17 protein-coding genes are annotated in these 18,635 nt (G+C 58.1%); 5 read left to right on the top strand and 12 right to left on the bottom strand.

Annotated elements, in window-relative coordinates; translation table 11 throughout:
- Positions 1-14 precede the first annotated feature (14 nt).
- From Q0U90_RS05735 to gndA, 6 genes are all read right to left on the bottom strand, one after another.
- Positions 15-944: a 3-methyladenine DNA glycosylase gene (locus tag Q0U90_RS05735; RefSeq protein WP_297452491.1), complete on the bottom strand. Its 930-nt coding sequence runs from the start codon at positions 942-944 to the stop codon at positions 15-17.
- Entirely contained in the window at positions 941-2,230 is a 1,290-nt protein-coding gene (locus tag Q0U90_RS05740; RefSeq protein WP_297452492.1) for a hemolysin family protein, read from the bottom strand. The genes Q0U90_RS05735 and Q0U90_RS05740 overlap by 4 nt, the downstream gene beginning before the upstream one ends.
- Positions 2,227-3,612 carry a hemolysin family protein gene (locus Q0U90_RS05745; protein ID WP_297452493.1) on the bottom strand — a complete coding sequence of 462 codons (1,386 nt, stop codon included), beginning with the start codon at positions 3,610-3,612 and terminating at the stop codon, positions 2,227-2,229. The genes Q0U90_RS05740 and Q0U90_RS05745 overlap by 4 nt, the downstream gene beginning before the upstream one ends.
- A 3-nt stretch (positions 3,613-3,615) precedes the next feature.
- Complete coding sequence (locus tag Q0U90_RS05750) at positions 3,616-4,950, bottom strand: DEAD/DEAH box helicase (RefSeq protein WP_297452494.1); 1,335 nt, start codon at positions 4,948-4,950, stop codon at positions 3,616-3,618.
- A gap of 80 nt (positions 4,951-5,030) precedes the next feature.
- Positions 5,031-6,644: a bifunctional hydroxymethylpyrimidine kinase/phosphomethylpyrimidine kinase gene (locus Q0U90_RS05755; RefSeq protein ID WP_297452495.1), complete on the bottom strand. Its 1,614-nt coding sequence runs from the start codon at positions 6,642-6,644 to the stop codon at positions 5,031-5,033.
- A 62-nt stretch (positions 6,645-6,706) separates the two neighbouring features.
- Positions 6,707-8,149 (bottom strand): NADP-dependent phosphogluconate dehydrogenase, encoded by a 1,443-nt coding sequence (gene gndA / locus Q0U90_RS05760; RefSeq protein WP_297452496.1) that lies wholly within the window; start codon positions 8,147-8,149, stop codon positions 6,707-6,709.
- 114 nt (positions 8,150-8,263) lie between these two features.
- Here gndA and Q0U90_RS05765 point away from each other — a divergent pair, with 114 nt between their 5' ends.
- On the top strand, positions 8,264-8,863 hold the full coding sequence (locus Q0U90_RS05765; RefSeq protein ID WP_297452497.1) for a PaaI family thioesterase: 600 nt from the start codon (positions 8,264-8,266) through the stop codon (positions 8,861-8,863).
- A gap of 107 nt (positions 8,864-8,970) precedes the next feature.
- On the opposite strand, the gene Q0U90_RS05770 is transcribed toward Q0U90_RS05765, so the two are convergent.
- Positions 8,971-10,392: an NAD(P)/FAD-dependent oxidoreductase gene (locus tag Q0U90_RS05770; protein ID WP_297452498.1), complete on the bottom strand. Its 1,422-nt coding sequence runs from the start codon at positions 10,390-10,392 to the stop codon at positions 8,971-8,973.
- Positions 10,393-10,579: 187 nt separating this feature from the next.
- Here Q0U90_RS05770 and Q0U90_RS05775 point away from each other — a divergent pair, with 187 nt between their 5' ends.
- Both Q0U90_RS05775 and Q0U90_RS05780 read left to right on the top strand, forming a co-directional pair.
- A complete protein-coding gene (locus tag Q0U90_RS05775; protein ID WP_297452499.1) occupies positions 10,580-12,034 on the top strand; it encodes a class I SAM-dependent methyltransferase in 1,455 nt (484 codons plus the stop codon).
- 146 nt (positions 12,035-12,180) lie between these two features.
- The gene (locus Q0U90_RS05780) at positions 12,181-13,905 is read left to right on the top strand and encodes an FAD-binding dehydrogenase (RefSeq protein WP_297452500.1); all 1,725 of its coding nucleotides are present in this window, start codon (positions 12,181-12,183) and stop codon (positions 13,903-13,905) included.
- 81 nt (positions 13,906-13,986) lie between these two features.
- Here the strand turns inward: Q0U90_RS05780 and Q0U90_RS05785 are convergent, their stop codons facing one another.
- Positions 13,987-14,271 carry an Lrp/AsnC ligand binding domain-containing protein gene (locus Q0U90_RS05785; RefSeq protein WP_297452501.1) on the bottom strand — a complete coding sequence of 95 codons (285 nt, stop codon included), beginning with the start codon at positions 14,269-14,271 and terminating at the stop codon, positions 13,987-13,989.
- A gap of 163 nt (positions 14,272-14,434) precedes the next feature.
- Here Q0U90_RS05785 and tpx point away from each other — a divergent pair, with 163 nt between their 5' ends.
- Positions 14,435-14,932: a thiol peroxidase gene (gene tpx / locus Q0U90_RS05790; protein WP_297452502.1), complete on the top strand. Its 498-nt coding sequence runs from the start codon at positions 14,435-14,437 to the stop codon at positions 14,930-14,932.
- 567 nt (positions 14,933-15,499) lie between these two features.
- Here tpx and Q0U90_RS05795 read toward each other — a convergent pair.
- The 3 genes from Q0U90_RS05795 to Q0U90_RS05805 form a co-directional block, all read right to left on the bottom strand.
- The gene (locus Q0U90_RS05795; RefSeq protein WP_297452503.1) at positions 15,500-15,742 is read right to left on the bottom strand and encodes a hypothetical protein; all 243 of its coding nucleotides are present in this window, start codon (positions 15,740-15,742) and stop codon (positions 15,500-15,502) included.
- Positions 15,743-15,935: 193 nt separating this feature from the next.
- Entirely contained in the window at positions 15,936-16,646 is a 711-nt protein-coding gene (locus tag Q0U90_RS05800; protein WP_297452504.1) for a YceI family protein, read from the bottom strand.
- Positions 16,647-16,663: 17 nt separating this feature from the next.
- Positions 16,664-17,056: a hypothetical protein gene (locus Q0U90_RS05805; protein WP_297452505.1), complete on the bottom strand. Its 393-nt coding sequence runs from the start codon at positions 17,054-17,056 to the stop codon at positions 16,664-16,666.
- A gap of 81 nt (positions 17,057-17,137) precedes the next feature.
- Here Q0U90_RS05805 and Q0U90_RS05810 point away from each other — a divergent pair, with 81 nt between their 5' ends.
- On the top strand, positions 17,138-17,527 hold the full coding sequence (locus Q0U90_RS05810; protein ID WP_048758436.1) for an RNA polymerase-binding protein RbpA: 390 nt from the start codon (positions 17,138-17,140) through the stop codon (positions 17,525-17,527).
- 291 nt (positions 17,528-17,818) lie between these two features.
- Here the strand turns inward: Q0U90_RS05810 and Q0U90_RS05815 are convergent, their stop codons facing one another.
- Positions 17,819-18,634: a polyprenol monophosphomannose synthase gene (locus Q0U90_RS05815; protein ID WP_297452506.1), complete on the bottom strand. Its 816-nt coding sequence runs from the start codon at positions 18,632-18,634 to the stop codon at positions 17,819-17,821.
- Between the last annotated feature and the right edge of the window lies 1 nt (position 18,635).

The following is an 18,635-nucleotide window of genomic DNA, read 5'->3' on the forward strand; positions in this document are numbered from 1 at the left end:
ATCTCCTGCCAACTCTACTGTGTGGATAGAGCCACATCTACCACTTCGAGAAGGCGGCCACGCAGAACATCGGCGCGCGCGCTGAGCCCACGTTGACGGCGGACGTACTCGGCCTTGCCTTCAGGGGTCTCGATGCGAATCGGAGTAAAGCCCCAATCGCGCAGGTCGTAGGGAGCGGCGCGCATATCCAGCTCACGGGCACTGCACGCGAGCTCGAAAGTATCCAGCCACAAGTCGCCGGGGACAGCCTCGCCGAGCTTGGTCGCCCATTTATACAAGTCCATATTCGCGTGCAGACAACCCACCTGCTCACAGTGCGGCTGCGTCTTACGTGTGGGTGCAAACTCGTTGAGCGGTACGGCGTCGGGAGTGAAGAATCGGAAGGCATCGAAGTGCGTACACCGCACCGTATGGGCCTCGACGACCTCGTCCGTGCCCGCCTGCCCAAGCCGCAACGGCTCCGGATGACGATGCTCGGGCTGATGGTACACCATCGCCCATTCGTGCAGGCCAAAGCAGTCAAAGTGCGCCGGATTCGCGCGCGTCGCACGCAACAGGTTGCCGATATACGCCACCGTTGTGCCTCGCTTATCGACGTACGCCGCAACATCCATGCGCGCCGTCCCGGAGTCGGTATCGGTGGGCTCACCTGTGGCGGAACCGTCGGGAGCCTCGTCCGCATCGAGAGTGAAGAACTTCAGGTGACTGATGTCCTTGGCTGTGGCACCTGGAAGGTCCACGCCAATCCCCGGCGACCAGCGGCGGAGTTGGCCGGGCTTGACGGGGTAGTACTCGAAGATGAAGTCCCAGACCGGGTGGCGCTGGCCGCGACTGCGACGCGCCAGATGGTCGCGGGTCAGAGCGTCAACGCGGGCGATGTGCTGCGCTTTTGCCTCGCGCCAATTGAAAAACGAATCGCTTGTGGAGGTCCCGGCCGAGGTCACTGCTGAGGTCCCTGAGAGTTGCCCGGTCGGGTTCGGGGAGAGGTCGAGGTTGGCTGCACTGTCGGGTGCTGTTGTGGCGCCTTCGCGCTGCCAGTCTTCGCGGCTCCAGCCTTGCCGGTGCCAGTCTTCGCGCTCTTAGCAGCACCGCTACGACGCGGGGAGACCTCGTGGGTCCAGTCGCGCACGACGCCGACCTGCTCCTCAATGAGGTCCTCCAGCGCCACGATGCCAATCTGCTCGGCACCGGAGAATACGCTGGTCTTCGGAGTGATACTTGCGGGCGCATTTGCGCGCAGGTGAGCCTTCGGCATCCGAGCGCGTACAGCCACTGCCATATGAGCGCTGTAGCGGCGCATGATGCGCAGGCCCTCATCCAGCGTGGCATCGACGGGAATCTCAATCATCGGACGAATCTCGTCATCGGGAATCGCAGTCTCCGGGCCGGAAGCTGGGTCCATGACCCGGTCGAGGACATCCTTGACGTGAACATAGCCACGGTATTCGTTGGGCTCATTGTTGGCCGCAGCAACCGGGAACCGGGAGAATCCCGTTTCGGTGACTGCCATCTCTAGGTCGCCCACAGTAGGTGCGGTAGGCACACAGCGAATCTGCTCATGCGGAATGAGCACCTCTTCGATGGTGCGCGTAGCTGATGCCAGCGTGCGACGAAGACGAACGTGTTCCTCGCTGTCAAGGAGCCCCTCTTGACGAGACTCCGCAATCATCGATGCCAACTCCGTAGAGTCGACAGTGGTATCGAGCTCATCGCGCTGTTCAATGCCGAATAGTCTCAGCGTATGGCGAGCCAACCAGTTAAACAGCAGCAACAGCGGCTTGGTCAGCTTGTAGAAGACCATATGAACCGGGATAAGCAGCATCGCCATTGTCTCCGGTCCAGCCAGGGCGATGTTCTTCGGAACCATCTCGCCGAGCATGATATGCAGCACCGATACCAAAAGCAGGGCGATGGCAAAGCTCAGCGGGTGCAGCAGCGACTCCGGAATTCCCATCGCCTGGAAGGGAGCTTCCAGCAGGTGCGCTAGCGCCGGTTCGGAGACCTTACCCAGCAGCAGCGACGCAATGGTAATACCCAACTGCGCCGCGGCGAGCATCATCGACAGGTGCTCGGAAGCATCAATAACCGTGCGTGCGCGTTTCTTGCCCTGAGCCAGCAGCGCCTCCAGGCGATCGCGGCGAGCGGCGATAAGCGAGAATTCAGCGCCGACAAAGAACGCGTTGACCAACAACAGGAAGAAGGTCAGGAGGATTCCAAACCAGTCACTCATAGGTTGAACATCTCCTTAGCTCGCTCGTTGGTCACAGGAATCAAAATGGCACGGTCCACGCGACGGTCATCCATCGCCAGAATGCGGGCGTACCAGCGGCCGGCGATGCCCGATTCGAACTCGTCCATGAAATCGCGTTCGGTCTCTGGCAGCAAGACGACATCGCCGACCTCCGGGATGCGACCTAGTGCAAACATAATCAGACCACCAAGGGTTTCGAAGCTGCCCTCCGGGGCAAAGTATCCGACCTTGGTCGGCAGCTCGTCGGTACGCACAAGACCGGAGCAGTTCCAGCCCTCAATTGCACGCTTGACCTCCTGCTCGGACTCCTTGTCGTCGTACTCATCCCAGACCTCGCCGAGAATCTCCTCCACGACATCCTCGATGGTGACAATGCCGGCGATACCGCCGTACTCATCGGCGACCAACGCAATCTGCGAACCTGCCGAACGCACAGCCTCCAGCACGGCATCGCCGTCCAGCGACTGTGGCAGCGTCGGCACTGGGCGCGCTATCTCCCGCATCGTGGTGGTCGAACGCTTCGCTGCAGGCACAGTGAACGCGTCCTTGACGTGGACAACTCCGACTGTGGCGTCGAGGTCGCCGTCGGTGATGGGGAAGCGGGAATGCCCCGAATCAATGGCCACGGCCAGCAAGTCCAGCGCTGTGTCATCGACATCGAGAGATGTAATTGTTGACCGCGGCGTCATCAGGTCCTCCGCCGTGGTTTCGCCAAAGCGTAACGACGACTCGAGCACCGCAGCCTTTGACTCATCCAATGCACCCTGCTCCGCAGAATTGCGAACCAGTGCCTCTAGCTCCTGTGGGGAACGCGCCGAAGCCAGCTCATCCGCCGGCTCAATGCCGAGTTTGCGGACCAGCCAGTTCGCCGAGGCATTTAGCGACTGAATAAAGTAGTGGAACACCCAGTTAAACGCCATCACCGGGCGAGCGGTGACACGTGCCACAGCCAGCGGTTCAGTAATTGCGACGTTCTTCGGCACCAACTCGCCATAGACCATGGACAACATCGTGGCCACGACCAACGCAAGGATCAGTGCAGTCGGGCCAGCCGCAGATTCGCTGAGCCCCATCCAATGCAGCATGGGCGTGAAGTACTGAGCCAGCACAGGCTCCGCGAGGAAACCGGTTGCCAGCGTCGTCAGCGTAATACCCAGCTGTGCGCCAGAGAGGTGGAAGGACAGCCGATTATGTGCCTTGTGCACAGCCTCGGCGGGAGCATCTGCAGAACGCGCGAGATCGCTGTCAATCGTCGAACGCTCCAACCCAGTCAGCGCGAATTCAAATGCCACAAATAGGCCAGTGCCAGCGGTGAGCGCGATAAAGCCGACAACCGCGACAATATTGAGAACAATATCCACTGATTATCTCTTCTTCTTTTTCCCTCGCTTGGGGCGGTGCACGCGACCGCCAGCACGATTCTTTCCGCTTGACGACGAACCGCCGCGTCCTCGGTAACCGGCACCACTGCCGGTGCCTGCCGACTGATTTTGATCCCGACGGGCTCGGCGGGGACGTCGTGCCCCCAGCTCCTTGACAAACCGCGGCAGCCCTGGACCTGCACGCAGCTCCTCGGCTTCCACACCGGCTCCAGCCAGCAATTCACGGGCCTGATCAATCTGGCGGTCGCGCACAATCATCGCCACCGTGCCGGAAGCGCCCGCACGAGCAGTGCGCCCCGAGCGGTGAATATACGTCGCCGAGTCCCGCGGCGGATCTGCGTGGACAACCAAATCAAGAGCATCAATATCGATACCGCGAGCAGCCACATCCGTGGTGATCAGGACATTAATCTCCCCGTCGGTAAACGCCTTGAGGACCGCCCGGCGCGTCGCCTGGCCACGGTCGCCGTGGAGGAAACCAAAGTTGATGTCGTAGAACTGTAAAAACTTGGCCAGCTGCACAACGCGAGCCTTTGAATTGGCGAAGATGACGCACTGATTCTTACGGGATGCAATCCAGGCGACAACCTCGTCGGCTTCGTTGTTGTCCTCCACTCGCAGCAGCAGATGGCGCATGTTGCGCATGGTCAACCGAGATGCGGTGACCTTGTGCTTCGCAATTTCGGTGTCACTTGTACGGCGATCGCGAATCAGGTTCGCGGCATCGTCGTTAATCGTGGCCGAAAAAACCATGCGCTGTGCCGCCTTGGGGCATGCGCGGACAAGGCCGAGAACATCGGGCAGAAAGCCCATGTCAGCAAGCATGTCCGCTTCATCAACGACGACAGTGAGGACGTGCTCAAGGCTGAGTACGCCGCGGCGGCGCAAATCGTGTGCGCGTCCCGGAGTGACCACGGCGATATCGACAGGGGCAGCAAGGAGCGTCTGCTGCTTGGCCACGGAGTCTCCGCCGACCAAGCTCAAGACACGTAGCCCGGCGGCGGCACCGATGTCAGCGAGGACGTCGGCAATCTGGTCTGCAAGTTCACGCGTCGGCGAGATGATTAGTGCACGCGGAAAACCAGGAAGTGCCGGAGAAGCATCATTGAGCAACGCGACCAGCGGAATACCGAACGCGAGCGTCTTTCCCGAGCCTGTGGGCGCCTGTGCGAGAACATCCTTGCCAGCGAAAGCATCTGGCAATGTCGCGACCTGTACGGCGGTAGGCGAAGTTATGTGCTGGGCACGCAGAATACTCACAATCGCTTCCGGCGTGCCCAACTGTCTGAAATCACTGGACTCAGCAGGACGGGGCATGTTTGTTAGGATACCGCTATCCTCGGATTGCCATGTAATAGGCACGTCCGGGGAACATGAAAATTACCAGCCGAAGAAAATTACCAACCGCGTCCAGGCTGGGCATAGGCCTCACGCTTAAGAACGGCGGCACGACGGAAGATGTTGCGGATGGTCTTCAGTTCCGCCTCGCTAGCCTTCGACATATTCTCCTCTAGAACCTCGAGCGCCTGCTTAACGCTGTCGACAAAAGCCGGGTCAGAATACATCCCAACCCAATCCGCAATCTTGGAGTCCTCGTCGACGAGGGATTTGCCCTGAGCATTCAACTCGGCCGAGATCCACATTTCGGCGACGATACTTGTCACGGCAATCCGATATGGATTGAAGGCACTACAGGAAGTGTGCATATCCAATAGAAGTTGGGTAATTGTTGTCGGCTCGATGTCTTCGAGTGTCGAAGAGGCCTCTTCCAGTGTGTTATTACTCAACTCCAACGCGCGCACAAGAGCTTCCTGTGCGACTGATGACCACAGAACCTGCTCCTTCGGGCACGATGCCTTAGTGGCCAGATGCGAAAGAACTGGGAAGATTTGCTGCAGGTACCAGGCTTCTTGAGCCACAAAAAATCTGGTGTCTTCAGAAGAAAGATCACCGCGGAGCAGCGAATGCACACTAAACATGTCGCCGATTTCGGCAATGATGTCTTCGAGGTCACGCCACAACATGGAAGTAAAGGGGCCAACCGGAGCTAGCTCCGGTGAGTTGCCGAAGAACGATTTCGCCTCCTCCATCGACTGTTCAATCTCGTTGGCATCAAAGCTGCCCTGGGCAACATTGGAATTCAGCCGGACCGGCAGCATCCGACGAAGCGCGACCCTTTCCAAACGACGAGCGCGGTGACCATGATCAATGGGGCCGTGGCCCTGGCCGACATGGAGGTCATCGGCAAAGCGGATGGACTCACTGAGCCAACGAGTAGTCCAGTGAAGTGCGTCATCAACCGCAGAGCCGCCACCGATCCGTGTAGCCAGAGCAGCGGACAGCGAACAGCCCGTGCCGTGGGTGTTTTCGGTGTGAATACGGGGAGAAGAGTTGAAAGAAACCTGGCCATCGGGGAAGGCCACGGCATTTCCCGCTTCATCGCCGCTCAAGTGACCGGTCTTCGCAATCACGATGACATCGTTCTTCTGCGCGAAATCCAACGCTTGCTCGATGAGCTCATCGAGGTCACTGGCCTCCGGGACGTCGGCAAGCAGCGCCAGTTCGGGAACGTTCGGCGTGATGACGGTGGCCTCGGCGACCAAGTCGCGCATCGCGCCCATGGCATCTTCGTCGAGCAGACGGTCACCGGAGGTGGCGACCATAACCGGATCGAGAACGACCACGGCTGGTTCGGTCTCCTGAACCCAGTTAGTGACGGCCCGTGTGAGCGCGCGTGAGCCCAACATGCCAATCTTCACCGCGTCGATGGTGACGTCCTCGGTTACTGCAGCCAGCTGCTCAACGAGGAAGTCAACAGGTGGGGTGTGGACGGCGCGCACGCCCACGGTGTTCTGAGATACCAATGCAGTGACCACGCCCATGCCGTAACCGCCGGCGGCGGCGATGGACTTCAAATCGGCGTGTATGCCAGCTCCACCCGTCGGATCCGTGCCAGCGATGGAAAGAACGCGTGGCACAAAATCAAGGTGTGCTTTCTTTGAAAACGGCATTTCAGAACTCTCTAACTTCAAAAGTGAGAAGCGACAATATTTGGGCCCTAGGTTTCTAAGGCTTACGCCTCAATCTCGGAGCGGTCGCCCGACCAGAGGGTGTGGAAAGCTCCCTCGCGGTCAACGCGCTGGTAGGTGTGCGCACCAAAGAAGTCACGCTGCCCTTGAACCAGGGCCGCCGGCAGACGCTCCGCACGCAAGCCGTCGTAGTACGCCAGCGAAGACGAGAACACCGGAGCCGGAATACCCATCTGCGCCGCGGTGACAACAACATCGCGCCATGCGTCGAGGCACTCAGTGACCTGGTCCCGGAAGTACTCATCAAGCACCAGAGCCGGAAGCTCCGGATTGCGATCGTATGCTTCCTTGATGCGGTTTAGGAACTGTGCACGAATGATGCAGCCACCGCGCCAGATGGTTGCCAGTGCACCGCGGTCAATCTCCCAGCCGTATTCCTTGGCGCCAGCGTTAATCTCATCAAAGCCCTGCGAGTACGCAATAATTTTGGAAGCGTAGAGAGCCTTACGCACACGCTCCACAAATGCATCGCGATCCTCCGGGGCCTTGGCCAGGCTTCCCGACGGCAGGTCGCGTGCAGCCTCACGCTGAGCAAGAGAGGACGACAGTGCGCGAGCGAACACGGCTTCGCCAATACCCGTGACCGGAATACCCAAGTCCAAAGCGGCCTTCACCGTCCAACGGCCGGTGCCCTTCTGACCAGCGGCATCTACGATGACATCCACCAGCGGCTTGCCGGTTTTCTCATCGACCTGAGAGAGAACCTCAGCGGTAATCTCCACCAAGTAGGAGTCCAGGTCGCCCTCGTTCCACTCGCGGAAGATGTCCGCAATCTCGGCAGGGGTGAGGCCTGCGGCCTCGCGCAGGAGGTGGTAGGCCTCGCCGATAACCTGCATATCCGCGTACTCGATGCCGTTGTGGACCATCTTCACAAAGTGGCCAGCGCCATCGGAAGAAATGTGAGTACAGCACGGAACGCCGTCAACGTGAGCGGAGATGGACTCCAGCAGCGGGCCGAGGGACTCGTAGGACTCCTTCGTGCCGCCCGGCATGATGGACGGACCGGTCAGAGCGCCTTCCTCGCCACCGGAAATGCCAGTGCCGACGTAGTGCAGGCCACGGGCGCGGATAGCCTTTTCACGACGGATGGTGTCCGTGTAGAGGGAGTTGCCACCATCAATGATGATGTCGCCGGGCTCCATCGCGTCGGCAAGCTGATCGATGACCGCGTCAGTTGCGGCACCTGCCTGAACCATAATCAGAGCACGACGCGGGCGCTCGAGCGAAGCGACGAACTCCTCAATGGTCTCGGATGGGATGAATGCGCCTTCATCGCCGTGATCGGCGATCAGAGCGCGAGTTTTCTCCGGGCTGCGGTTGTACACGGCAACGGTGTGGCCCTTGTGAGCGAAGTTGCGTGCGATATTCGAGCCCATGACGGCGAGCCCGACGACACCAATTTGTGCGAGTTCATTGTTATCGGTCATGCCCACCATATTAAAGCCTGGTCCGGATTCGGTGTATCAGAGAGCCAGAAATTGCCGCTGCTTTTCATGCTAAAACTGCCACGAACGATAGTGCGAACTGGCACAATGTGTGACATGACTAACGAGACTTTTGCGAATAATGGCAGTTCACAGGACTCTAGCTCCACAGCCTCCACAGCCTCCACAGCCTCCACAGCCTCCGAGGCTTCCGCCGCCGAAGCGGCCAAGATGAAGGGGCTGCGCAAGTACATGGCGCTGGTGACAAAGGCGAGTCAGGAAGCGCTGAACGGCGAAGAGCTAGCTGTTTTTAATGGCACGTTAGACGATAAGGCAATCGGTGGTCTGGATACTTTGCTGGGCACGAAGTTTGTCCATGTTGGGCCGGAGCGAATTCAGCTGGAGCTGGAGGTTGGAGCCAGCCACCTGCAGCCGTGGGGGCTGGCAAACGGAGGTATTTACTGCTCGCTGGGTGAGACTGCTGGCTCACTTGCCGGTTTCGTTGCCTGCGGTGCGAAGAAGCCGGTCGTTGGTGTGAATAACAACACCGATTTTTACCGCTCAGCTCGCGCTGGCGAGGTAATCGTTACCACGGCCGAGCCAGAATACTTGGGGCGCACCATGCAACTGTGGCGCATTGAACACACCCGCAAGGCAGATGAAAAACTGCTGGCCCGCACCAACCTACGAATTGCGGTACTCGACAAGTCTCTTTAGGGCAGGTCGCTGTAGCAAGTCGTTCAAGGCGGTAACGGGCCAGATAGGGAACTCGCAGGCGGTTAACCTTGGTTAGCTGTTTTCTAACCTAGCCACCTGCAAGTTAACTACTTGTTCTTATTTGCGCGGTGCTCGCGACGGGTGTCACGAACCTCCAGCGGCAAATCCTGCTCAGCCTTGCCTTCATTGAGCTCGGCCAAACGGTCGATAGCGTTGCGTGCGTACATCTGCTGGCGGGTGGAAACCATCTGCCAACGGTTGCGGTCCAGAACATTCAGACCCCAGCTGACGCAGGAGACGAGACGGTTGCGGAAGCCCACCAGGAACATCAGGTGGACAGCCAGCCACAGGACCCAGCCGATGAAGCCGGAGACCTCAACCTTGCCCATCTTCGCCACTGCCGAGAAGCGGGAGACGGTGGCCATGGAGCCCTTGTCGAAGTACTCGAATGGCTGGCGCTCCGCGACATCGCGGCCGTCTGCCTCGGCAGCAATGTTGTCAGCGACATACTCGCCGCCCTGAATAGCAACCTGAGCAACACCCGGCAGGTTCTCGCGGTTGGACATATCGCCCACGACGTAGACGTTCTTGCAGTCACCAGCTGTCATGTCCTCGTTGACAATGACACGGCCAGCGCGGTCAGTCTCGGCACCAGTCTGCTCGGCAATCATCTTGCCCAGAGGGGAGGCGGACACACCAGCGGACCAAATCTTGCAGAACGACGGGATGAACTCTTCGGTTTCATCCTTCATATTCTTGTAGGTGACGCCCTCTTCGTTGACGTCGGTCACCATCGCGCCCAGCTTGACGATGACACCCATCTTCTCCAAGGACTTCTGAGCCTTACGGCCCAGACGCTTGCCGAACGGCGGCAGAACCTGCGGTGCGCCGTCGAGCAACACGACACGTGCAGCGTGCGGGTTGTAGCTGCGGTAAGACGATGCGAGGGTGCGGTTAGCCAGCTCGGCCAGCTGACCAGCAAGCTCAACACCGGTCGGGCCAGCACCGACGACCACGAAGGTCAGCAGACGCTCGCGCTCAGCCGGATCGTCGGTCAGCTCGGCGCGCTCGAATGCGCCAATGATACGAGCGCGAATCTCGAGTGCATCGTCGATGTTCTTCATGCCCGGAGCAAACTCGGCAAAGTGATCATTGCCGAAGTAGGACTGGCCAGCGCCAGCGGCGACCAGGAGGTGGTCGTATTCCCACTTGGAAGTCTGGTGACTCAGTTCCGAAGTCACAATCTGCTTTTCGACGTCGATGTCGGTGACATCGCCCTTGACAACACGAACGTTCTGAACACCGTCGAAGATGGTGCGAGTAGACGGAGCAATTTCACCCGAGGATAGGATGCCCGTTGCTACCTGGTAGAGCAGCGGCTGGAACAGGTGGTGGTTAGTGCGGTCGATGAGAGTGACGTCGACCTCGGCGTCCTGCAACTTCTTCGCCGCGAACAAGCCACCGAAACCCGAACCGATGACGACCACGTGCGGACGTCCGGAATGCGGGCGGTACGGAGTCTCGGTCATGTAATTTCTCCTCACAGACTTTTAAAGTTCTCGAAGTTTTGATTCGGCTTTTAGCCGGCAAGCCACAATAGTAATCCTCTCGGTGCGCCACCGCCTATTCTGGGTCTGTGCGCGGTAGGCTGCGAGGACAAACTCAGTTCGTTATTCGTACCTTTACGCGGCGCGATTGTTAGGAGGCTCGGGCAGGGTGAATTCGGCAAGCCGGCAGGCAATTGACGCAGAGCGATGGCCTCGGGTTGCGCGTATTCCAGAGGGGCGTTTCTTGACGAAACGTGCTGAAGTGATGGAGCGCTCTTTCGAGCGGCTCTGCCAGAATAACGGCATTGAACTGGTTGAATCCGGTGAGTTTGTCGGGGAGTCTTTCATTACTCGGTCGACGAGTGATGCCGATTTGGCCATCGATGGTGTCGGTGGCATCAGCTCCAGCAGTGGCAGTGAATCCTCCGACGATTCTGGTTCATTGCGTCCAGTCGTTTTCAGCGTCATTGATCCAGTTTTTTATTCTCGACTGGCTGATTCGGAATGGCTCGGATTGGGGGAGGCCTATCTCGCGGGTGAGTGGTCCAGCGATGATTTGCCAGAGCTTCTCAGCCGTTTGCTCTGTGCGGAGTTGGATATTGCCTCGTTGGGGCCGCTAGCACGGAGCCTTATGAAGGTTGCGCGTTCGCGTCCGCGCCTCGATGGGCCGGATATGGCGGGCGAGTTGCCGACCTCACTGCTGGAGCTCTATGCCGGCGAACTGTTGATGGGTGGTTCTGGCCTGTTCGCTTCCGGGGTGCGAACGTCGTCGCGTGAACAGATTCCCAACTATGTCCGCGGCGCAGGAAAGGGTGGAGTACCTTCTCATTGGTCAGTTGATGTCACCTATATTGATGCGCCGAAGTCAGTTACGCGCGCCGATCTCTTGAATGCGCAGGTGCGCAGTATCGAGCACCTGCTCGACCTTGCTCGCGTGCGGGCGGGCGACCGCGTTGCAGAATGGCCCTCGGCTGGCGGAGAAATTGCTCTTCGAGCTGCCGAAAGAGGAGCGGGTGCAGAGGTCATTACGGTCTCTGATGACCATACCGAGACGGTGACAGAGCGGGTAGAAAAGTCCGGTTTGCGAGGTGCGGTCGACGTAATCCAGATGGATCGCAACATTCCGTCGCCACGCGAATTCGAATCCGACTTCGAGGCGGTCATCAACGTCGGGCGCTTGGAGACCTTCGGCCGTGCAGGTGCGCTGCGGTGGCTGAAGAGTGCCGAGCGTCTGCTCGTCGATCGCGGCACCATTGTCGTCCAAATGGTTGTAGCCACGGACAAGTTCGATTCGCTTGCCGAGCGGAGCTTGGACCTCGTACGCGCCTACGTATGGCCGCAGTTACAGCTTTTCACCATGGAGGAGCTGCGCAAAATGGTCGACCGAGAAACTGGCTTGCGCATTGCAGCAGAGGAGTACATTCCGACGCATTTCGCGACGACACTACAGCTCCAACGCGATCTCTTCGCAGCTCATGCGCGTGAAGCCGCTGGCATTGGCTACGACCGAGTGTTCCGGAGGCTGTGGAATTACTACCTGTCGCTGTTTGAAGCGCTTGTGCGTGCAGAAAAAGTCACGCTCGTTCAGGTCGAACTCGTGCACGCGCCGCGTAGGCCTCATTAGTAGTCGGTCCTAGGGGTGGTGGAGGACCCCACTAGGGATATTTCTCTAAATAAATATCCCTAGTTAATTAAGGTTCGCAAAAATTTATGACGTTTTTTTAGGCAAAACCACCACGGCGTATGTGGTTAGGGTCTAAAAACGAAACTATGAACGCACAGAGCACCACACGTACTGCAGACATCGTTGTCGTCGGCGCCGGACTCGCCGGTTTGGTCGCCACCTATGAGGCCACGCAGGCTGGTAAAAAGGTCATCCTCGTCGATCAGGAAAATGCCAATAACCTCGGCGGACAGGCTTTCTGGTCGCTCGGCGGAATCTTCCTTGTCGATTCGCCAGAGCAGCGCCGACTGGGAGTCAAGGACAATCGTGAGCTCGCCGAGGCGGACTGGTTTAATTCCGCACAGTTCGACCGCGAGGAAGACAATTGGGGGCGCAAGTGGGCCAAGGCGTACCTGAACTTCGCAGCAGGGGAGAAGCGCAACTACCTTCGCAATCTCGGCGTGAAGTTCCTGCCTGTCGTCGGGTGGGCGGAGCGCGGCGAAGGGCGTGCCGACGGCCACGGTAACTCGGTACCCCGATTCCACTTGACCTGGGGCACAGGCCCCGAGATTGTCCGGGTTTTCGCAGAGCCGGTAGCTACGGCAGCGAAGAAGGGGCTGGTGGAATACTGCCATCGCCACCGCGTTGACGAGGTGATTGTCGAAGATGGCCGCGCCGTCGGTGTGCGTGGCAAGGTTCTGGTTCCCTGTGAATCTTTGGAGCGGGGAGTGGCGTCGTCACGCGCCGAAACGGGGGAGGACTTTGAGATCCGCGGGTCGGCCGTGTGCATTGCGACGGGCGGTGTTGGCGGCAACCTAGAAGCCGTGCGTAAGTGCTGGCCGACCGAGCGACTGGGCGAAATGCCGAAGGACATGGTCTGCGGTGTACCAGAGCATGTTGACGGCCGCGGTATTGAGATTGCGGAGCAGGCCGGTGCAAATCTGGTCAACCGCGATCGTATGTGGCATTACACCGAGGGCATGAAGAACTGGGATCCGGTGTGGCCCAATCACGGTATCCGTATTATTCCGGGACCGTCGGCCATGTGGTTCGACGCGGAAGGAAACCGCCTGCCTGCGCCGTATATTCCGGGCGCGGATACGGTCGGCACGATGAAGCATATTCTTTCTACCGGGCATTCCTATTCCTGGTTTGTGCTGAATAAGAACATCGTGGCCAAGGAATTTATCTTCTCCGGCTCCGAACAAAATCCGGACCTGACGGACAAGGAGATCAAAAAGCTAATCGGCAAGGTGACTGCTGGTGTCGCCGCACCTATCCAGGCATTCATGGATAACGGCGAGGACTGGGTAGTCGCAGACAATTTGCCGAAGCTGGTCGAGGGGATGAATGAGATTGTGGAGGCGAGCCTGGGCGGGGAGCCTGGTGCTGCAGCGTCCGGTGCCACAGCGCCGACGATTGACCTGGCAAAGCTAGAGGAGCAGATTCGCCAGCGCGACATGCAAACCGGTAACCCGTTCTCAAAGGACTACCAGGTCAATTACGTCAATGTGGCTCGAAACTTCCTCGGCGACAAAATCATCCGCTCCGTGCCGCCATCACCGATTCTGGATCCGAAGAATGGACCGCTGATTGCTATTCGTCTGCGCATGCTGACCCGCAAGACCCTCGGTGGTATCGAGACCACCCTGGACGGCCAGTGCTTGCACCCGGACGGAACTCCCTTCGAGGGGCTCTACGCGGCAGGTGAGGCCTCTGGCTTCGGCGGCGGTGGCGTCCATGGAAACAATGCGCTGGAGGGCACCTTCCTGGGCGGCTGTATCTTCAGTGGCCGCCAGGCAGGCCGCGCGATGGCGGAGGTTGTTAAGTAGCTTGCGTGTCCCACGCCGCGGGGGAGAATATGCGAGTTCTCGCCCGCGCGGTAGACAGGCCACGAAGTGGACAGCCCGCGTCTACTCCAGTCCGATGGAGAATGCACTTTCCAGGTCGTGCTGCGAGTAGGTGCGGAAAGCCAGCTGAGTCTGAGTGCGGATGACACCGTCGACCTTGCTGATGAGGTTTGGAATGATTTCCGCCAAATCATCATGGTTGCTCACGCGCACTACGACGACCAAGTCCCAGTCGCCGGTAACCGAGTAGACCTCAGTCACACCGTTGATTCCGACGATGGTTTCAGCGGCCTCCGGAATCTTGTCGGACTCGACATCGATGGACACAATTGCGGTAATCAAACTCATTGTTGCCTTCCTCGGAGAATAAACGTGAACAGCCGCTGAATAGCGCGGCCAGGGCCACAAGATACTCAAGATACTGCGGCTAGAAATTTCATTTCTGTCACGATTCTACTGATTTCATGGGAGAACCTGGAGGATCGTGACGAAAGGCGGTAAAAAGGGCGCTATGACACAAACTGCATTTCAGTCCAATCCAGTCCAGCTCTCCGGCGACCTGCCCCAGCTGGGTAACAAGGCTCCGGAGTTTACCCTTACCGGCGGTGACCTCGGCGAGGTCACCAACGAGACCTTCGCTGGTAAGAAGGTCGTTTACAACATCTTCCCGTCCGTAGACACCGGTGTCTGCGCGGCTTCGGTGCGTCACTTCAATGAGGACGCTGCTGGCCTCGAGAACACTGTCGTTGTAAACGTTTCGCGTGATTTGCCGTTCGCTCTTGGCCGTTTCTGCGCCGCAGAGGGCCTGGAGAACGTTGAGGTTGCCTCCGACTTCCGCCACGGTTTCGGCGAGGCCTTCGGAGTCGTCCAGCAGGATGGGCCGCTCGCTGGCCTGCTGGCCCGTGCCGTAGTCGTCACCGATGAAGAGGGCAAGGTTATTTACAACCAGTTGGTAGATGAGATCACTACGGAGCCGGACTACGACTCCGCACTGGCTGCACTGAAGTAATCAGCTAATTCGCTGAAGAACTAGTCAGCTACCAGCTTGAATCGACGGGGCTCGTCGGCAAACTCGCTAGGCTGTTGCCTGGCGGACTTCGCCGACGAGCTCTTTCTTATATCACCAACGCGAAGTGAGCCCGCGCGCTGCATCAGTCGCATGACCGACTGGAGCTTGGCGCCACGGTTGCTGAGACTGTTGCGGTTGCTACGGTGATTGTGCTTACTGCGCCTACAGAGAGTCCGTCGACGTTGGCGAGAGGCTCAGGGGTGTCCGAGGAATCAGATCTATCTTCGGACGTATTGGGACCGTCTGAGCTACTGGCTGTGTCTGAGGGTTCAGGCATAGCGGAAAAGTTTACTAAATCTCGCGGAAATGGGGAGGGCGGGACCCTAAAGTCAAAATGTCATAATGTATATTATCGGACAAATATTAAGAGTGGTCAGCCCTGGGGGTTTTCTGAATTCCCAGGTTGGCCGCTTGCCTGTCTTGGTGACTGTGTCCGAGTGTTGGCTGTCCAAGTGTTGCGCTTGTCTGATTGTTCGCCTGATTATTGTAGCGTTGTGTGTGGCCGACTTACCTGTCTGGCTTGTCCGTGGCATCGGACTCATTGGTCTTTGCGCCGGCTGTAAGCTCATCCGCATTGCGGACAGCAATCTCTTCGCGCAGTCGCTTGTTCTGCCACAATGTCATGCCGATTAGCAATGCACCGACAGCCACGAGCCACCACACACCCTTATAGGCCACGAATGCAATGAAGATAATCAGTAGTGCCATTCGCACCTTTCGTGCGAGCAACATTGCTTCGTAGGTGTTCATAACGTCGTATCTCCCAAGTGGTCCATCAGGATCGTTTCTAGGGGTCTTATGTGGTGTGCGGCTAAATAGCTATATTACGTCACAGTGACGAAACAGGGTGTGTTGTCGCTGGCCAGGGGCCTTTATGAGTTAACTGCGCTGCAGATTCTCGGCTGCGATTCTCTTTGGGTGCCCGTGTCTGCCAGCCGAAATCTTACGCGTCCTGCTTTTCCGCGACAATGCGCAAATTGAGCTCGCCATTCTCATCAATCGCTGCGGCAACAAACTGTGGCAGGCGCACGTTGTAGTCCAGGCGGTTAATCGGCAGATTACCTGACAACAAAACCAGGTTTTTGGTGCGAGCTGCCTTCATCGGGACTGTCACATCATTGGTGACACCACGAATGGTTAGACGCCCTGGAATCTCGATATTCGCCCACTGGCCGTTATCGGGAATACTGGAAACGTTCAACGGTTCGGAGAGCTCAAACTTAGCTTCTGGGTACTGCTCGACACTGAAAATGTTGTTGCGGACGTTGATGTCGCGACGCTCGATGTCGCTAGTCAGTGTTGCCATATCAACAACAACGGATGCATCCTCAAGCTTGTTGTCAGCAACCTTCAGCTCACCGGTGACATCGTGAGTCGAACCGGATGTTGTACGCTTGCTGCCCGGCAGGACCTCGTTGAAGGTAAAGCCAACGGATGTGTTCTGCGAATTATCACCGCCGATAATCTTCCAGGTGCCGTTTGCGTCAGTTGTTGCCGCAGGTAGCTCGTTGGCCTCGAAATCCCCGGTGCGCACCCCTTCGTGTGTGAAAACGCGATACAAAACTGGGCCCACAATAACAATTGCGAGCGCAACAACTGCAACAGCTATCAAAGTAATAATTGACTTACGGACACCAGAATTCATAGTGCTCATCCTATCCTTTAAATCCGCTATGGGATAAACCGTTCCACTTCACGCGTTTTCATAATCAATTCCTGCGTAATCTCCTGTAGAACAGCGGTCTCCATGCCGTCGTCAAGCGCGGTGCGCAAGTCCTCGGCGAGACAGCGCACTTCAAAGAGCCCGTCCCCTATTCGCTTTACGACGTCCTCCGCCGCCGACCTACTCGTGACATCGTCGGCGGGCTGTGATGTGAGATCGGAATTGATGCGAATTGCGATGGGCCTGGAGGCACCCTTTGCCACGCCAACGCGCTTTTCGTAGGCGCGCTGCCGGCAGGCTTGGGTGCAGAATTTGCGACGGCGACCGCGGATGGTGACCTCCATTTCGCGGCCACACCACTGGCAATTGGCGGTAGTTGTGCTCGGCTTTTGATCTGACACAGAAGTCAATTATGGCATGAATAACGAATTAGGCGTTATAATATGTGGTCTAGTATTTCTACCAAAGGGGGCACGTTCCACATGGCAGATCGAGTTCTTCGCGGCAGCCGCATGGGCGCCGTTTCGTATGAGACCGATCGCGATCATGACCTCGCGCCGCGAATGATGGTCCGCTACCGCACCGAATCCGGCGAGATCTTCGAGGTCCCGTTCGCGGATGACGCGGAAATTCCAGGTGAATGGCTGTGTAAGAATGGCCAGATTGGTGAACTGGTCGAGGGCGAAGGCACTGAAGCTAAGCCGGTCAAGCCGCCGAGGACCCACTGGGATATGCTCCGTGAGCGTCGCTCCATTGAGGAGCTCGACGTGCTGCTCGATGAGCGCATTGACCTGCTGCGCAAGCGTCGTCGTAACGCCGCTCGCCTGCTGAAGGCTCAGAAGGAAGCCGAAGAAGCGGAGAAGAACGCTTAAGGTTTGAGGCTTGCGGGTTTTGAGCTGGTTAGATTTGAGCCCTACGGCTGTATAACCGTTAATCAAACACTGCAATTCGGGTCCGGATAAGGTTTTGCTCCTTATTCGGGCCCGTTTTTCGTTTATGGCTGGCGGTTGTGGACCGATCCGAGTTACTGGCCGTGTTTATGACAAAAATGGCCTGAAAAATGGCCTGAAAGTGCTATAAACTCACACAGTTTCACATTTGCAGCCCGTGTTCAAACATAGTGCCCGTATTCATACGGGCAGGCCGCAATTTTTGGGGTTGTCCTACTTGCGGAAACGCTGCTTAATCTCGTGACCAGCCAGGCGGCCAATCTCCGAGCCCAGGTCCTTTACCTGCTGCGAACGGTGCTTGAATCCCCACTTGGTGACCTGCAGCAGAGACTGCTTCACAAAGCTGCCATCCATTTTGGACTCGCCGTACTCGCGCTCGGTAAAGGTAATCGGAACCTCTTCAACCAGGAAGCCAGCCTGCACTGCCTCATAGGCAAGCTCTGTCTGGAACAAGTACGCAGCCTTGCCAATGTTCTCCAGATCGAGGGTTTCGAGAACTTCCCGTCGATAAGCACGGTAGCCAGCGGTGATATCGGAGATGCCCGCACCGAGCGCCAGCGAGATGTAGATGTTTCCGCCGCGGGAGAGAATCTGACGGCTCATCGGCCAGTTAACAGTCTTGCCGCCCGGAACGTAGCGGGATCCGATGACAACATCAGCGCCGTCCTCGAGCTTCTCCAGCAGCAGGTGGAACTGCTCTGGCGCGTGGGAACCGTCAGCATCCATCTCGCAGAGAACCTGGTAGTCGCGCTCGAGCCCCCAGGCGAAGCCAGCGCGGTAGGCAGCCCACAGACCACCCTTGCCCTCGCGGTGCAGGACGTAGATGTGCTCTTCGCCGTTGTTGTCCGCCTTGTCAGCGGCAGCGATTTCATCGGCGAGCTCACCGGTACCGTCTGGCGAGGAGTCATCGACAACCAAAATATCGACGCTCGGCTCCGCTGCGCGCAGGCGTGCAATCACACCCGGCAGGTTTTCCCGCTCGTTGAAAGTGGGAATGACAACCAGCGTCGACTCATTGAGGGCAGTCACT

The sequence above is a fragment of the uncultured Corynebacterium sp. genome (genome assembly GCF_946998835.1).
Taxonomy (GTDB): Bacteria; Actinomycetota; Actinomycetes; order Mycobacteriales; family Mycobacteriaceae; genus Corynebacterium.

Bases quoted from the DNA above. Each gene is read 5' to 3' on its own strand.
- Q0U90_RS05780 (WP_297452500.1), top strand. From the start codon at position 12,181: ATGAACGCACAGAGCACCACACGTACTGCAGACATCGTTGTCGTCGGC.
- Q0U90_RS05785 (WP_297452501.1), bottom strand. From the start codon at position 14,271: ATGAGTTTGATTACCGCAATTGTGTCCATCGATGTCGAGTCCGACAAG.
- Q0U90_RS05795 (WP_297452503.1), bottom strand. From the start codon at position 15,742: ATGAACACCTACGAAGCAATGTTGCTCGCACGAAAGGTGCGAATGGCA.
- Q0U90_RS05765 (WP_297452497.1), top strand. From the start codon at position 8,264: ATGACTAACGAGACTTTTGCGAATAATGGCAGTTCACAGGACTCTAGC.
- tpx (WP_297452502.1), top strand. From the start codon at position 14,435: ATGACACAAACTGCATTTCAGTCCAATCCAGTCCAGCTCTCCGGCGAC.
- Q0U90_RS05740 (WP_297452492.1), bottom strand. From the start codon at position 2,230: ATGAGTGACTGGTTTGGAATCCTCCTGACCTTCTTCCTGTTGTTGGTC.
- Q0U90_RS05750 (WP_297452494.1), bottom strand. From the start codon at position 4,950: ATGCCCCGTCCTGCTGAGTCCAGTGATTTCAGACAGTTGGGCACGCCG.
- Q0U90_RS05770 (WP_297452498.1), bottom strand. From the start codon at position 10,392: ATGACCGAGACTCCGTACCGCCCGCATTCCGGACGTCCGCACGTGGTC.
- gndA (WP_297452496.1), bottom strand. From the start codon at position 8,149: ATGACCGATAACAATGAACTCGCACAAATTGGTGTCGTCGGGCTCGCC.
- Q0U90_RS05800 (WP_297452504.1), bottom strand. From the start codon at position 16,646: ATGAGCACTATGAATTCTGGTGTCCGTAAGTCAATTATTACTTTGATA.
- Q0U90_RS05810 (WP_048758436.1), top strand. From the start codon at position 17,138: ATGGCAGATCGAGTTCTTCGCGGCAGCCGCATGGGCGCCGTTTCGTAT.
- Q0U90_RS05755 (WP_297452495.1), bottom strand. From the start codon at position 6,644: ATGCCGTTTTCAAAGAAAGCACACCTTGATTTTGTGCCACGCGTTCTT.